The organism is Pseudomonas sp. P4_B4, from assembly GCF_056402255.1.
Genome location: NZ_JBFUHS010000019.1, coordinates 22240 through 37399 on the forward strand (window position 1 = coordinate 22240; position 15160 = coordinate 37399).

Sequence of the window (15160 nt, forward strand, 5' to 3'; positions counted from 1 at the left end):
CGCCGCGCCGGGTCTGCTGTTGTGCAGGGCAAGGCGCGAGAAGCGTGGTTTGGTTGTTCCAAATAAGCTTCGAGCAACGCGGCCCTGCACAACAGCAGGCCCGGCCCTTCGGGTTGTGCCTTAAAGCGGGCCAGGCTGCGTTGCAGGCCTTGGAAAGGGAACACCATTCCCAGCGGCCTGCGCCTTGCCTGGCCCACTTTAAGGCGACAACGCGACGGGGAAACTAATTGAGAACGCCCCCTAGGACTAGCGCTTGTTCAGGTCGCTGTAAAGCTCGGGACGACGATCGATCAGGTAGCGATTGGCGGCGCGGGAGTCGAGCATCAACTGCCGATCCAGCTCGCCGACGATCAGTGCTTCATCCAGCCCGGCCTGGGCGATACGGCTGCCATCCGGTGCGGCGATGCTGCTCTGGCCGCAATAATGGATGTCGCCTTCATGGCCGCAGTAGTTGGCGTAAGCCACATAGCATTGGTTTTCGAAGGCGCGGGAGCGCACGGTGACATCGGCGACGAAATCGAACGGAATCATGTTCGCGGTCGGCACCAGGATCAGCTCGGCACCGGCCAGGGCCAGGCGTCGGGCGTTTTCCGGAAACTCCAGGTCGTAGCAGATCAGGAAACCGAGCTTCCAGCCGTTGAGCTCAACGATGGGAAACTCGTCGGAACCTGCGCTGAACATCGAGTGATCCAGATCGCCGAACAGATGGGTCTTGCGGTAGTTGCAGATGCGCTCGCCGTTAGCGTCGATCAACTGCACGGCGTTGTAGATCTGCCCGTCCTCGGTGCGCTCGGGATAGCCATACAAAATGGCGATCCCGGTAGCCTTGGCAATGCGCGCAATCTGCTGCGCCGACTCACCGTTATGCACCTCCGCCAGCACGCTGACGGCATCGACACCGATGTTGTAGCCGGTCAGGAACATCTCCGGCAGCACCAGCAGATCGGCACCTTTTGCCTCCAGCGCAAGCTGCTGCAAGCGTTGCAGGTTGCCGGCGACATCCAGGGGCAGCGGCGGACATTGGTAAAGGGCTACGCGCATTTCGGATTCCTCTTACTCGGGCAGGGCGATCGGTCCGATCTCGTTGAATACATCTCCTGGACCCGGATTCTCGGCGTGAGTTGCACCGCCGAAGTGTTTCATGATGCCCCATACCGCGTTGAGCGAGGTCTGTACCGCGCCCTCAACCCAGGCCGGGGTCCACGAAACGTCGTCGCCGGCGATGAAGATCCCGCGCTGTTCGGCTGGCATGTCGTCCTGCATGAAGTGCGCGTACATGCGCTGGTTGTAGCGGTAGTGGCCGGGCAGGGCCCCTTTGAACGCGCCGAGGAAATGCGGGTCGGCCTCCCACGAAACGGTGATCGGATCGCCGATGATCCGCGCGGCGATATCGACTTTCGGATAGATCTTCTTCAGCGCATCCAGCGCCAGCTTCACGCGTTTTTCCACCGGTTGCGGCAGCATTTTCAGCGCGTCGCTCATCCACGAGTACGACAGGCAAATCACCCCCGGCTTGTCGTCGCCGTTGTCGAACAGATAGGTGCCACGGGTCAGGCGGTCGGTGAGGGTCATGCTCATCAGGTCGCGGCCGGTTTCCGGATCCTTGTCCTTCCAGAACGGGCGGTCGACCATCACGAAAGTTTTCGACGACTGCATGTAGCGGGTGCGGTCCAAAGCCATCCACATTTTTTGCGAGAACAGGGTTTCGTCGCATTCGATCTGGGTGGTCAGCAGCCAGCTCTGGCAGGTGGTCAGCACCGCGGCGTATTCGCGGGTGTCGCCCCAGTTGTCGGTGACGGCGAAACGGCCGTTCGGCGCGTGGGCAATTTTTTTCACGCCGGTACGCGGTGCGCCGTTGTGCAGCGAGCTGAGGCTGGTGCCGGCCGGCCAGTGCGCGCAACGCTCCGGCACATGGCGCCAGATGCCTTGTGGCACCTGTTCCACGCCGCCGACCACCAGGTGCTGGTGATCGTCGCAGTTGGTCATGACGACGCGGAAGATTTCCAGCATCGAGTTCGGGAAGTCCGAGTCCCAGCCGCCGGTACCGAAACCGACCTGGCCGAACACTTCGCGATGATGGAACGAGAGCTTGGCGAAGGCCTTGGAGGTGGCGACGAAATCGTAGAAGGTGCGGTCATCCCACAGCGGCACGAGGGTGTTCCACAGCTCTTTCAGACGTGGCACATCACGGTCGCGGATGGCTTGCTGGATATCGGCGAACTGCGAACCGGCTTCCAGGGCATCGGCCCAGGCGTCAGCCACTTCCTGGAACAGTGCAGGAAGATCCGACAGCTTCTGTGCGTAATGGGTCTGGCCTTCGAGGTCGATCACCGTGCTGCCCGATGCGGGCGTCAGCGGGTTAGGGAAAGGTTTGGTTTCCAGACCGAGTTTGTCGACGTAGTGATAGAACGCGGTGGACGACACCGGAAAACGCATGCCACCCAGCTCGGCAATGATGCCTTCAGCGCCGTTGAACGCCTGGGAGCGCAGGCGGCCGCCCATTTTCGAGGCTTCGTAGACGACCGGTTTCAGGCCCAGCTTCATCAGCTCATACGCCGCCACCAGGCCGGCGATCCCGCCGCCGACAATCGCCACTTCGGCACCGTGATTGTGCTCGGGAATGCTGCCCAGGCCGGCCGGATGTTCGATCCAGTCGTCGAAGGCGAAAGGAAAGTCCGGGCCGAAAATGGTGACTGGCTTTTTACCGTCTGCAGGATGGCGATTGTTCTTGTTCATGGTTGACCTTGCTGGCGACCCGACGCGGAATGCGCATCTGAGTATAGGAAAAGATGCCAGCCATTCTAGAGAGCACAGAGCACGTTAATAAGACGCAAAGTGTCGTCATTTTGCCATTTTATTGGTCAATATGACGATCTTGTGATGCACACTGTCCCCCTGTGGGAGCGAGCTTGCTCGCGAAGGCGTCAGCTCAGGCGCCAAAAAAACTACAGGCAGAAACTCAAACCGGCTGCCCCCGATCAATCTTGCTACTCAAGATGATCGAGGTCGTGGTCTTCTCCACCCCATCCACACTACCAATCTGATCCAGCAACTGATCCAGCTGCTCCGGCGAATCGGTGCGCAACCACGCCACATAATCAAATTCGCCACTCACCGCACACAACTGCTGCACCTGCGCCATCGCGCTCAGGCGTCGCAGCACCTCCTTGCCGGAACGCGGTTGCACGGTTATCCCCACATATGCCTGCAACCCGCCATCCACCACCCGCTGGCCGAGGCGCACGCCGTAACCGGTGATCACCTTGGCCTTTTCCAGCCGCGCCAGGCGCGAAGTGACGGTGGTACGGGCGATGCCCAGTTGCCGGGCGAGCATGGCCACGCTCTCGCGGGCGTTGATCTGCAGGGCGGCAATCAATTGGCGGTCGATTTCATCGAGAACGGGCGTGCGAGTGTCAGGCAAAGGGTTATCTCCAGCGGCATGGATCAGTGCGCAAGCATGTTACAGGCAGTTCCTGCAGGACGCTCGCGACGGAAATTTGATCTAGCCTCAATACCGTTCATGACATTTTTGCCTGCGACAAATTGCCATAAGTAACTAGGTAGTACATTATTCCGCCCTTGTCACAAATGGGGAAAATGTCCGACATGAACAATTCTGGGGCTGCCGCCGGCAGCAAATGGTTGCTGGCGGGGCTGGGTGTGCTGATTGCACTGATCGGGCTCGGCCTGGCCGGTGGCGGTGGTTATCTGATCGCGTTGGGTGGCAGCTGGTATTTCCTGCTGATGGGCCTGGCGATGCTGGCGTCCGGATTGATGATTGCCCGGCGCAAGCCGCGCGGCGCCTGGCTGTATGGTGTGGCGTTGGTCCTCACTGCGATCTGGGCCGTTTGGGATGCGGGTTTCGAATACTGGCCGCTGGTCTCGCGGGTACTGACCTTCGCCGTGATCGGTCTGGTGGTGGCGTTGATCTATCCGACCCTGGTCCGCGCTTCGGGCACGACCGGAGGGCGTGGTGCCTACGGTCTGGCTGGCATTCTGAGCGTGGGAGTCGTTGCGACGATGGCCTACATGTTCGTGCCGACCCACGTGGTCAAGGCCACTACCGAACCTGCGGTAACGCCGGTCACTCCAGGCACCGAACAGAAAGACTGGGCCCACTGGGGCAACACCACGGCCGGCAACCGCTTTGCTGCGCTGGATCAGATCACCAAGGGCAACATCGACAAGTTGCAGGTCGCCTGGACCTTCCGCACCGGCGACATCCCGCAAAGCACCGGCGCCGGTGCCGAAGACCAGAACACCCCGCTGCAAATCGGTGACACGGTCTACACCTGCACCGCCTACGGCAAAGTCTTCGCCCTGGATGCTGACACCGGCGCCCAGCGCTGGAAGTTCGACCCGCAAGGCACCGCGCCCAACTGGCAGCGCTGCCGTGGCCTGGGCTACTCCGAAACCCCGGTGTCTTCGGACAGTCAGCCAACCGCCTGTACGAAACGCCTGTTTCTGCCGACCGGCGATGCGCGTCTGATCGCCATCAACGCCGACACCGGCAAGCCTTGCGAAGAATTCGGCAACAAGGGCACCGTTGACCTGACCACTGATATGGGAGAAGTGAAGCCCGGTTACTACCAGCAAACCTCGACCCCATTGGTCGCAGGGGACGTGGTGATCGTCGGCGGCCGCGTGGCCGATAACTACTCCACCGGCGAACCGCCGGGCGTGGTGCGTGCCTACGACGTGCGCAGCGGTGAACTGGTATGGGCATGGGATCCGGGCAACCCGAACACCACCAAACGTCCGCCGGCCGGTGAAACTTACACCCGTGGTACGCCGAACGTCTGGTCGGCCATGTCCTACGACGCCAAGCTCGGTCTGGTTTACTTGCCAACCGGCAACGCCACCCCTGACTTCTTCGGCGGTCAACGCACCGAGTTCGACGACAAGTGGAACTCGTCCATCGTCGCCATCGATGTGAAGACCGGCCAGGTGCGCTGGCACTTCCAGACCACTCACCACGACCTGTGGGACTTCGACCTGCCGGCGCAACCGCTGCTGTACGACGTGCCGGACGACAAGGGCGGCACCCAGCCAGCCCTGGCGCAAGTCACCAAGCAGGGCGAGATCTTCCTGCTCAACCGCGAAACCGGCGTGCCGATTGCCCGCGTCGAAGAGCGCCCGGTGCCGCAAGGCAAGGTGCCCGGCGAACGTTACTCGCCAACCCAGCCGTTCTCGGTGGACATGCCGTCAATCGGCAACAAGACCCTGAGCGAAGCCGACATGTGGGGCGCCACGCCGTTTGATCAGTTGATGTGCCGCATCCAGTTCAAAGGCATGCGCCACGAAGGCGTCTACACCCCGCCGGGCATGGACCGCGCCCTGCAATTCCCGGGCTCGCTGGGCGGCATGAACTGGGGCAGCGTCTCGGTTGATCCGAACACCCACTACATGTTCGTCAACGACATGCGCCTGGGCCTGGCCAACTACATGATCCCGCGCGACAAGATCAAAGCCGGGGCCAGCGGTATCGAAATGGGCGTGGTACCGCAGGAAGGCACACCGTTCGGCGCCATGCGCGAACGCTTCCTCTCGGCGGTCGGCATTCCGTGCCAGAAACCACCGTTCGGCACCATGTCGGCCATCGACCTCAAAACCCACAAGCTGATGTGGCAAGTTCCGGTCGGCACCGTGCAGGACACCGGCCCGCTGGGCATCCGCATGCACCTGCCGATCCCGATCGGCATGCCGACCCTCGGCGCTTCGCTGGCCACCCAGTCGGGCCTGCTGTTCTTCGCCGGCACCCAGGACTTCTACCTGCGCGCCTTCGATACCGGCAACGGCAACGAAATCTGGAAGTCGCGCTTGCCGGTGGGCAGCCAGTCCGGGCCGATGACCTACGTTTCACCGAAAACCGGCAGGCAGTACATCCTGCTGACGGTGGGCGGTGCGCGTCAGTCGACGGATCGCGGGGATTATGTGATTGCCTACGCTTTGCCCAAGTAAGGGCTGAAGCTTGAGTATCAAAAGCCGCGCCATTGCGCGGCTTTTTGTTGGGCGAAAAAGAGCACGAGTGGAAATCGGCTAGGATTGAGGCAGTCAAGGGTGCGAGGCGAAGGACATGACAACGAAGCTACCTGCTGCTGTACGGGACCGTGCATTGCAGATCGCCCATCACGAAATGGGGCACTACGTGGTGGCCCGCGCCCTGGGGTTTGAAACGGGTGGCGTGACCCTGACAGTGACAAAGGATTTGCGGCACCAGGGAGGGGCCTCCATTACGTTGGTGCGCCCCATTTCGTCGATGGAAGCCATGAAGGAACATCTGGAAGCCCGAATGATGGTGCTCCTGGCTGGCGCGATGGCGCAGACACTGCCTTCAAAACCTTCAGCCGCAAAACGCGTCGATAAGCCCAAAGCCACGGCCATCCTCAAAGGCGAGCAAGGGGCGGAACAGGATTACGCAAAAGTCAGGGAGCTTCAGCACCTGCTGCGCAACATCGCCTGCCCGGATACTGATCCTGCGTCGGGTGAGCGCATTTCGGCGGAGCTTAAATCGATGACTGATCGGCTTTGGATTCGGACTCAAGAAATCGTCGAAGATCAGGCCGAGACGATTGCCGAATTGGCTGCGGCGCTGGTGGACGGTATGGTCATCGTCGAGCAGTGGGGACGGCCGGCGGATACGTATGAGGGCATGCTGACGGGGCAGATGCTGGAGCGGCTGCGGGCCGTGCAGGCCATACCTTCGTGATGTGATTGGACTGAAGAACCGAAGAATCTGGCTCTATCAGTCCCAAAAAGGGAACGCTCGGTCCCTTTTTGGGAATTTTCAGACTCTGTGAATATTGTTCTATTGATCTGCATCCGCTCTCGATTGAACAGGCCTTCGTGTCAGCACCTTCACCACATCATCAATCACCGCTTTGCTCATCGTCGTAAGGTAGTGCGCAGCCCAGGCGTGACGGTCGGAGTCTTGGGCGTAGGCGGCGTCCACGGTCAGGGACTTGGCGAGGAACAGCAGGTCGGAGGCTTGGGCAAGGGCGTCGGCGATGGGGACGTCGCGGCAGACGTGGAACAGTGGTTGATCCGAGAGATATAGGAAGGGGGTGAAACCGATGGTTTTGAGTTCTGACGGTAAGGGCGAGTCTGTTTTACTCATGGGATTACTCCTGGTTATTCAAGGAGCCGCCACCTTCGTTTCCAAGCGAATGGGTGGCAGCTGCGCGCAGGTTGGAAAACCGGGAACCAGAGAAACCGGCACGCCCGAAGGCGTCCCACGCACAGCTGCCATGACACAGGATTGCAGTCGTAAAAACGTCTGCAGTCTTGATTGGGCGCTATTGCGTAGCGGTTCGACGGGTTTCCAAGCCCGATCGCTGAATGGTCAGCGACGTCCGGAGACTATCCCGTCGGAGAAAAGCGCAACAAGGCGGCAAAGTGCCCAAATAGAAGATTCGGAGTTTGCCTACAAGGTCCTAAGGCGTCATCCGATATTGCGTCACCTTCAGTAAACAAAACCAAACAATCAGGCAAAAAAACTGCAAATAAAACGCGGCGTTTTAGTTTGACGTACACAGCCCCCCATCAGTACCAGCACGATAATCGGGCCGGTCGTAAAATGGCTTGACTGTAAAACTTTTCTCGTGCGACAACTGTCCACGTTTTATGGAATGTGGACAGCGAGGCTTTTTGAGTTCATGAAGAGTCAAGATATTTTGCTTCTTTTTAAAATGGCTAGTCTCCACGCGCAGGAGGAGAAGCTTTTTGGAAGAATGGAATCGGAGTCAATGGCGGATTTCGTTGAAACGCTACTGGAACCCAGTGTGAGCTCACCAATGGTGGCTGGTGATCCGGTGGGTCGCGCATTGGCTGCTCACAACCCTGATCCTGAAGACACAGTTTATCGCGTGCAGGAGCTTGATACCCCCATGGGGGATGCTGACAAGTGGGAGGGGTGGTCGGACGCGGTTCCGTCCCCCCCAGTGTCAACCTGGATTGAAAGTTACTCCTTGCGCRCACTCTCGGCATCTCTTGGCCTGAGTAAAAGTGAGGTTTCGAACTCAATGGCACGGTGTCGTGAGGCGGGGTTGCTCACCAACGACTACGACACCTCTCTCCCGAAGGTGAACCGCCGAGAACTCGTGAAAATCACGGAGCATGCCCTCAAATACTTTTACCCAGTAAAGCTAGGTGCAATTGTTCGCGGCATCCCCACCGGCTTTGCAGCGCCAGCGCTGTCCAAGAGCCTCAAAAGTGCTGGTGGGCTCATTCCAGTTTGGCCTGATCCTTTGGGGAGTGAGCGCGGTCAGGCGATAGAGCCGCTCTACAAAACTGTTCCAGACGCGGTGAAGAAGGACCGAACCCTTTATCATTATTTGGCGCTCGTTGATGCGATCCGCGTTGGCGGACCTAGAGAGTGCGCAGTAGCGGTCAACATACTCAAGGCGGGGATGGGGCTGAAATAAGATGGCATCAAATGCTGACCATAATTACGAGCTGATCGAGTATGTGGCTGAAGGTCTGGGCAAAGAATTTTTGGCTGAAGTTGCCTTTGTTGGTGGATGCACGACGGCAATGCTGGTGACCGACACCGCTGTCATGGATGACATCCGGTTTACTGATGATGTCGACTTGGTAATCGAATTGGCTGGTGTTAGTGCCTGGCAACGCCTCACAGAACGCCTGGCGGCCAAAAAATTCAAAATCACAGGGGAAGACGAGGTCAACTGTCGATTTCGTTTCAACGATGTCATCGTAGATGTGATGCCTTCGGATCCGGCTGTTCTCGGCTATGCGAACCGCTGGTTCGTGGAAGGGCTCGCTCAAGCTGTGAAGTTCGCGCTACCCAGTGGTCTAGAGATACAGATCTTCAAGTCGACTTACTTTCTTGCTACGAAGTTGGAAGCCTTCAGCGGGCGCGGAGAAGGCGATCCTTATCACAAGGATGTCGAGGACATCGTTATCTTGATTGATGGGCGCGCGGAGCTACTGGAGGAGGTTCGGCGGGCGGAAACCGAATTGATGCAGTTCATTGTCAAAGGGGTTGGTGAGCTGTCTAGGCTCAGCGGCATCGACTATGCGATTCAAAGCTCAGGCTCGGTTCGGGCAAACCCCGCTCGTGGCATGCTCATCCATCAGCGTATGAAGGATCTGAGCCGGCTCGCATGAGATACGAAATCAGATCGGTAAAAGGGCGAGCCCGAGAAGCCAACCATGATTGTGCTGGCGCGGTATTCGATGGTGTCAGGGGGTTGTTTGTTGTCGTGGATGGCACTTCGAAGCCCGGTAGCGGCCAGTTGGCCCATGGATTTGTGCAAGCAGTGATGGATGCCTGTCAGGCCCGTATTAGCCAAGGCGCTGAAGACACTACTCATAGTGGCGTCCAGCAGCTGCTACGGTCTGTACTTACAGATTTACACGCTCCACTGTTTGCTAAGCACACCGGTACAACAAGCTACTTGGTTGGTGTTGCTTCTCATGGGCAGCTCACCCTTGCATATGAGGGCGACTGTTCATGTGGCTTTACCAGCGCGGAGGGTGGAATCGAGTGGTTTACACCACCGCATTGCAAGGCGAACTGGAGGCGTGACCGATCACATCGGGAACTTGCGCCTGATCCGGCCCGCAATCTGATCACCCGTTGCTATAGCGCCAACCGTTCCCCGGATCCAGATTTTGTTTTCCGTTCAGTGGCTGCAGGCGAGCGTCTGGTGTTCGCAACGGATGGCTTTTGGGCGGAGCTGACCGATGCTCGACAGGATGACGTGCTTGCAACTCCTGCCATTGAAATCACCGATGTAGACGATGATGTGACTTGGATTGATGTGAAGCTGTAAAACATTGCGAGTTGGCCGGTTTTTTCATTGATGGCGCGCCACTTGCGTATGAAGTGGGTCGAAGGGCTTGAAATGGGGCCGAAGTCATTCCAACTGAAGAGTTCCAGTCGCTCCCACCGACCAGACACGAAAAAGCCGCGTAAGAACGCGGCTTTCTTGTTTGGTGGGCCCACACGGACTTGAACCGCGGACCAAAGGATTATGAGTCCTGTTAAATAGCTATCCCAAAACATCCCGAAACGTTGATAGAATATGGTCTCTAGCCCAGTAATATCGGGGCTTTGCCATTCGCCTTTGTTGATCTGTTTACCGATCTATCTTGGTCGGATGCTTACAAAGTGCTTACAAAGATTCGGGGGTGTTATGGGGCAGAAAAGGCGATTCGGGTTGACGGTCAAGCGCATCAATGACCTGTTGCCGCCTGCCGCTGTCGGTGGTCAAGACTTCTATTGGAGTGCCGATCAGGCCGGTCTAGCTGTTCGTGTGACAGCGGGCAAGAAGGCATTCATCTGGCAAGGCCGCTACTTGGGCAAGGTTGTTCGGATCACCATCGGCGATTGGCCGGGTAAGAGTATTGGCGATGCCGAGAAGGTGGCGCGCACGTTCCAGGCCGAGCTGGATCAAGGCCGCGATCCCCGGCAAATGAAGAAGGACAACGAGGCTGCTGCTGTTGCTGCGGTTGAGCAGGCCCGCCTGGAGACTGTCACGCTAGCCGATGGTTGGACCGACTACCTTGCCGACCGTCGTTCGCACTGGGGCGATGCTCATTACCAAGACCATTTGCAGCTGGCCAAGGCTGGTGGCGAAAAGCGCAAGCGCGGTGCTGGTGAAACGGTCGCCGGTCCGCTGCATTCTCTGATGGGGCTGCCGTTGTCGGCGTTGAGTGGCGAGGCGCTGGAGCGCTGGGCAGCCCAGGAAGGCGCAACAAGGCCAACTCGCGCAAGGCTGGCCATGCGTTGCCTCAAGGCATTCCTGCGCTGGGCCGCTGATGAGCCAAAGTATCGGGCCGTGGTGGCTGGCGATCAGGCCATCACCAAGCGCGCCAAGGATCGTTTGGGGCGTGCCGAGGCAAAGCAGGGCTGCCTTCTGAAGGAGCAGCTGCCAGCGTGGTTTGCTGTCGTGCGTGGCATCGACAACCCCGTTATCAGTGCCTACCTGCAAGTGCTGCTGCTCATTGGTTCGCGCCCAGGCGAACTGTTGGCATTGAAGTGGTCGGACATTGATTGGAAATGGCACAGCCTGACCATCCGCGACAAGGATGCCAGTAAGGGTGGCCGAGATGGCACTCGAACAATTCCGATGACGCCCTATGTCGAACGCCTGCTGAGTGATCTGCCACGGCGCAATCAATGGGTATTCTCAAGCCCTGCCAGCGCGACCGGGCGCATATCCGAAGCCAACCACGCGCTTGAACGCGCCTGTGCTGTTGCTGGTGTGTCGGTAACGCCGCATGACCTGCGCCGTTCGTTCGTAAGCCTGTCTGAGTGGCTTGAGTTGCCGTCTGGGGTTATTGCGCAGATTGGCGGCCACAAGCCAAGCGCGACTCAGGAACGCCACTACAAGGTGCGTCCGTTGGACCTGCTGCGCCTGCATCATGAGCGGTTCGAGGTGTGGCTGCTGGAGCAGGCTGGGGTGCCGCTGCCGGTCGCTGATGGCCAGCGCTTGAGGGCTGTTCGATGAGCAAGCGCGCCGGATGATTTATTGGGGGGGGGTGTTCGGCCTGCTTGACCGTTCGTCGGTATTTTGTGGTTGGGCGGTGGGTGTCCTTATAACCAATAAGAGGGTCTGACACCTTCGGCCTATGAAGGCCGCAAAGGCTCTATCCTCTTGGTTGCGGTAATTCAGTGAGCCTTGGCGCTTGCGTTGCGGGTGTACACGATGGGTGTACAAAAGTCAAGCTTTTTTGCGCGTGTGCTCTTGGGGGCGTCTGAAACAGCCGTGACACGGGGGGTTATCTATGAATAATCGATTTCCGATGAGAGCAAAAACAATCTATCGGGAAACCCCATGAACAACTTTCAAACCCTTGATGCAATCGACCGCCCGTACATGACCACCAATGAGGCGGCGCATTTCCTGAATCGAAAGCCGCAGACCTTGCGCAACTGGGCAACCATGAATGACGGGCCGGTGAAGTGCATTCGCATCGCTGGCCGCCTTGCGTGGCCAACTGCTGACGTTCGCGCCCTGCTGAATGTGGGCCGCCCTACTAAATCAGTCGCATAAAAAAGCCGGACGTGGGCGCGTCCGGCTGTGCCAATCACCGCCGCCAAGTGGTGATAAGCACGCTGATTGTCGCGTTTTTTCCGGCCTTCGACAATTATCGAGGGCTGTTCGATGATTCTCCATGACGAGATAAAGGCCCCCTGCGGGCCAACTGCGGGGGCTCCCGCGCCTGCTGGCAAGATTTCCCGTTTCCCCGTATTGGGCGACAAGCCGGGGCATCGCACTGGCTTCGCCGTCTGGCTCGCCGATGGCGACCTGCTGCTGTCGTCGGCGCATCCGCATAGCACTTTCATCTTGCACGGCCATGGTCTGGTTCGAGGGTTGATCCATGGCGGGTGACTGGATCAAGGTTCGTGTTGATCTCGCGACTGATCCCGCTGTTATCGGCATTGCCGCCAGTCTGGTTTGTTCTGAGTTCGAGGTTGTCGGGATGCTTCTTCACTTCTGGGCATGGGTCGATGCTCAGTCACGCGATGGTCACGTTGTTGGCGTGACAAAAAACTGGATTGACCATCACGTGCGCCGTGATGGGTTTGCGGTAGCGATGGAAAAAGTGGGCTGGTTGATTGATGGGAATGACGGAATTTCGATTCCGAACTTCAGCCGGCACAACGGGCAGTCGGCCAAGAAGCGCGCCGTAGACGGGAAGAGGCAGCAAAACTATCGCGAGAAGCTGTCACGCACTGAGAGTGACAGCAGCGTGACAACAGCGTGACCAGAGAAGAGAAGAGAAGAGAAGAGCCCCCCAAACCCCCCAGGGGGTTCAATGCAATCGCTTCGCTCTTGCTTTTGCTCTGCCTGATGATCGAAAGATCATTGACTTTGATCTTTAGCCCGACGGGGCCCCGCTTGCGGGGGTGAGGGCTTGCAGTTGTCCACGGGCGCAGCCGGTGGGCAAGTGCATCCGGCGCTCTGCGCCGGGGAGGCCTGCGGCCTCCTGTGTTTCGCGTTTTCGCGTGCGAGCGCCTAGGGGAAAGATATGAGTGAGCCTTCGCAGGTTATTGGCTGGGCGGTGTCGCGGCTGCTGGCTGAGTTTGAACGTGACCCGCAAGCCGTGTTGGTGGCGCTGCTGACGCTCTTTTACGGCCAGCCGCTGGAGGTGACGCGGCTGGCGCGCTGGGTGGACTTCGATTTGCGGGAGCTGGTGTGGCGAGTTGGTGCCGACCGTCTGCCACTGACGACTCAGGCCTTGGAATTGATGGCGCGCTATTGGTCGGTGGTTGGGGGGCGCGGTGAATACCTGTTCACGGGGGTTGATGGTCAGCCGCTGAGAAGGTCACGGGTGGTTTTTCGAGTGTTGAAACTGTCGGGCGAGGTGTTGCCGTTGGAGACGTTACTGGCATGGGCGCTGAAGGGTTGCCCGGATCTGGATAGCGCAACTGATCGGGCTGAAATTCTGCGCGAATTTGCCGTGCGAGGCGCGTCGGTGGTGCAGGTGGCCGGGCTGGAGCGCGAGTTTGAAGTGCGACTGCGCTCGCGTGTAGAGGGCTGGCACAACGTGTTATTGGCCAGGCGGGCGGTCAATGAGCTTGCTGGTTGGGGAGGCAGAAAGTAGGCGGCGCGACGAAACAGGCGCGTGTTTTGTTCGATTCCAGCGTGAGGTGTGCGATGGGTGAAACGCGATATGTCGACTTCAGTGATGCGGCGATTCGGGCTGAAGGTAAAGATGAGTTTGTGCGCGACCTGCGTGACAAGCGTTATCCCGACTTGAGGTTTCGTTTTCTCAAGGATCGGCGGCACGGCACTTGGTACACGGTGCACGATGGCAAGTGGCAGAAAGCGGCTGATTGGCCGCGCTGTGACTGCAAGGAAATTGATGCGCGAATGTCGTCGCTCAAGTTACTGCGTGCTGGAGGTGTTCAGCCTGACGCCATGCTGCGCGCTCTGTATACGGTGGGTGACGTGGTGTCGTGGTATCTGGAGCGGCATTTGAACACGGCTACGATATCCAAGGCGCGCAAAGCCAGTTGCCGGTCGCTTGCCAAGAACTGGCTTTTCCCGCGCCTGTGGGGCGTGCCGGTGGATCAGTTGAACACGGCCACGCTTGACCGGTTGTTGGTTCAGCCGATGCAAGCGCAGGTAGCCCCGGCCACGGTGTGCAATGCCTACCGGGTATTGAGCGCGGGGTTTCGCACGGGTAAGCGGCTGGGGCTGCTGAACGTCAATCCACTGGCTGGCGTCAGGTTCACTGATTTCGGGCTGGGCCGCTTGAAGCCGAAGGGTGCGCGGTTGTTTCCGCGTGATGTTGGCTGGCTGATGGATCTGCTGGCGCAGCATTTCGAGGACTTGCCAGGGCCTTGCCTGTTGGCGCTGTTGATGCTCTGTCACGGCACGCGGATAGGCGAGACACGGCAGGCGCGGTGGGATCACTTCGACCTGGACGCCGGGTGGTGGGTGATTCCGGCTGAGCTGACCAAGACGCGAACGCGCCATGAGCTGCCGCTGACACCTGCTGTGGTGGTTCTGCTGCGTTGGTACAAGGATCAGCAATCAAGCAGGCCGAGCGTGTATCTGTTTCCCGGTGGCCATGGTCACGCGCTGACGGGGCCAGGGGCGTCGTTGGCGATTGCCGGTTTGAGCGCTGGTGACTGGTCAAGCCACGACCTGCGCAAGCTGGCACGGGCCGGGTGGCAGCATCTGGATGTCAACTATGTGATTGCCGAGCAGTTGCTTAACCATGCGATGCCGGGGCTGACCGAAACGTATGTGCAGGGTGACCTGTCGTCGCTGAAGCGGCAGGCGCTTGAGGACTGGCACGGAGTCGGTGCAGGTGGTGTTGATGGGCTGGATTTGTCGCGGCGCTTCGGCTTTATAGTCAATCCGCTCTAATTTTCCTGATCCTGCTAAGGCGCGTGCTGGATGGGCTGCGCGCCTCTAGCTGCGTTTGCCCGGTAAATGTGCGTTTTTATGGGGGTGGAACGGGGGGGTTCAAAAAAAGAATAGCTGCGAGATGTTTTCGGGGTAAGGCCTGAGAGGTGCGGTTTAGAGGAGGTGCGTGGTGTTGGCTGGATTTAGCTTATCAGTCTGAGGTGTTCGAATGTCATATCCACTGTGACGCGCTCTAGTTCGTGCCTTTGCGGGCTGTGCGTGGAGCTGGCAGGTATGGGATCGGTAACAGTGGGCATGAGGAGGGCGCGTTG

The 15160-nt window shown here is 59.0% G+C and carries 14 protein-coding genes and 1 tRNA gene; 10 read left to right on the forward strand and 5 right to left on the reverse strand.

Translation table 11 applies throughout. The annotated features are described in order from the left end of the window. Positions 1-246 precede the first annotated feature (246 nt). The 3 genes from AC1DVE_RS19715 to AC1DVE_RS19725 form a co-directional block, all read right to left on the reverse strand. Positions 247-1041, reverse strand: a complete 795-nt coding sequence (locus AC1DVE_RS19715; protein WP_223460348.1) for a carbon-nitrogen hydrolase family protein — start codon at positions 1039-1041, stop codon at positions 247-249. 12 nt (positions 1042-1053) lie between these two features. Next, positions 1054-2736, reverse strand: a complete 1683-nt coding sequence (locus AC1DVE_RS19720; RefSeq protein WP_223460346.1) for a flavin monoamine oxidase family protein — start codon at positions 2734-2736, stop codon at positions 1054-1056. 223 nt (positions 2737-2959) lie between these two features. After that, complete coding sequence (locus tag AC1DVE_RS19725) at positions 2960-3421, reverse strand: Lrp/AsnC family transcriptional regulator (protein ID WP_046039454.1); 462 nt, start codon at positions 3419-3421, stop codon at positions 2960-2962. A 185-nt stretch (positions 3422-3606) separates the two neighbouring features. Here AC1DVE_RS19725 and AC1DVE_RS19730 point away from each other — a divergent pair, with 185 nt between their 5' ends. Then, positions 3607-5961, forward strand: coding sequence for a glucose/quinate/shikimate family membrane-bound PQQ-dependent dehydrogenase (locus AC1DVE_RS19730; RefSeq protein ID WP_223460344.1), 2355 nt, complete (start codon positions 3607-3609; stop codon positions 5959-5961). A gap of 115 nt (positions 5962-6076) precedes the next feature. Next, on the forward strand, positions 6077-6709 hold the full coding sequence (locus tag AC1DVE_RS19735) for a zinc metalloprotease (protein WP_477784137.1): 633 nt from the start codon (positions 6077-6079) through the stop codon (positions 6707-6709). Positions 6710-6808: 99 nt separating this feature from the next. Here AC1DVE_RS19735 and AC1DVE_RS19740 read toward each other — a convergent pair whose 3' ends face one another. Continuing rightward, positions 6809-7117, reverse strand: a complete 309-nt coding sequence (locus AC1DVE_RS19740) for a DUF3077 domain-containing protein (protein WP_223532738.1) — start codon at positions 7115-7117, stop codon at positions 6809-6811. 511 nt (positions 7118-7628) lie between these two features. On the opposite strand from AC1DVE_RS19740, the gene AC1DVE_RS19745 reads away from it, so the two are divergent. Genes AC1DVE_RS19745 through AC1DVE_RS19755 form a run of 3 tightly spaced genes read left to right on the forward strand, consistent with a single transcriptional unit; the run spans position 7629 to position 9794 of the window. Next, positions 7629-8423 (forward strand): MarR family transcriptional regulator, encoded by a 795-nt coding sequence (locus AC1DVE_RS19745; protein ID WP_477784145.1) that lies wholly within the window; start codon positions 7629-7631, stop codon positions 8421-8423. Position 8424: 1 nt separating this feature from the next. Beyond that, positions 8425-9126 (forward strand): hypothetical protein, encoded by a 702-nt coding sequence (locus AC1DVE_RS19750; protein WP_223532734.1) that lies wholly within the window; start codon positions 8425-8427, stop codon positions 9124-9126. Then, entirely contained in the window at positions 9123-9794 is a 672-nt protein-coding gene (locus AC1DVE_RS19755; RefSeq protein WP_223532732.1) for a PP2C family protein-serine/threonine phosphatase, read from the forward strand. The genes AC1DVE_RS19750 and AC1DVE_RS19755 overlap by 4 nt, the downstream gene beginning before the upstream one ends. A 161-nt stretch (positions 9795-9955) precedes the next feature. Here AC1DVE_RS19755 and AC1DVE_RS19760 read toward each other — a convergent pair. After that, positions 9956-10030 (reverse strand) — tRNA-Leu (locus AC1DVE_RS19760). Positions 10031-10181: 151 nt separating this feature from the next. Here AC1DVE_RS19760 and AC1DVE_RS19765 point away from each other — a divergent pair. The 5 genes from AC1DVE_RS19765 (at position 10182) to AC1DVE_RS19785 (ending at position 14849) form a co-directional block, all read left to right on the forward strand. Further along, a complete protein-coding gene (locus AC1DVE_RS19765) occupies positions 10182-11474 on the forward strand; it encodes a tyrosine-type recombinase/integrase (protein WP_477784138.1) in 1293 nt (430 codons plus the stop codon). Between the two features lie 327 nt (positions 11475-11801). Further along, complete coding sequence (locus AC1DVE_RS19770; RefSeq protein WP_477784139.1) at positions 11802-12020, forward strand: helix-turn-helix domain-containing protein; 219 nt, start codon at positions 11802-11804, stop codon at positions 12018-12020. A gap of 328 nt (positions 12021-12348) precedes the next feature. Then, positions 12349-12735 carry a hypothetical protein gene (locus AC1DVE_RS19775; protein WP_477784140.1) on the forward strand — a complete coding sequence of 129 codons (387 nt, stop codon included), beginning with the start codon at positions 12349-12351 and terminating at the stop codon, positions 12733-12735. Positions 12736-12999: 264 nt separating this feature from the next. Then, a complete protein-coding gene (locus AC1DVE_RS19780) occupies positions 13000-13575 on the forward strand; it encodes a site-specific integrase (protein WP_477784141.1) in 576 nt (191 codons plus the stop codon). A gap of 26 nt (positions 13576-13601) precedes the next feature. Beyond that, positions 13602-14849, forward strand: a complete 1248-nt coding sequence (locus AC1DVE_RS19785; RefSeq protein WP_477784142.1) for a tyrosine-type recombinase/integrase — start codon at positions 13602-13604, stop codon at positions 14847-14849. Positions 14850-15160: the final 311 nt, after the last annotated feature.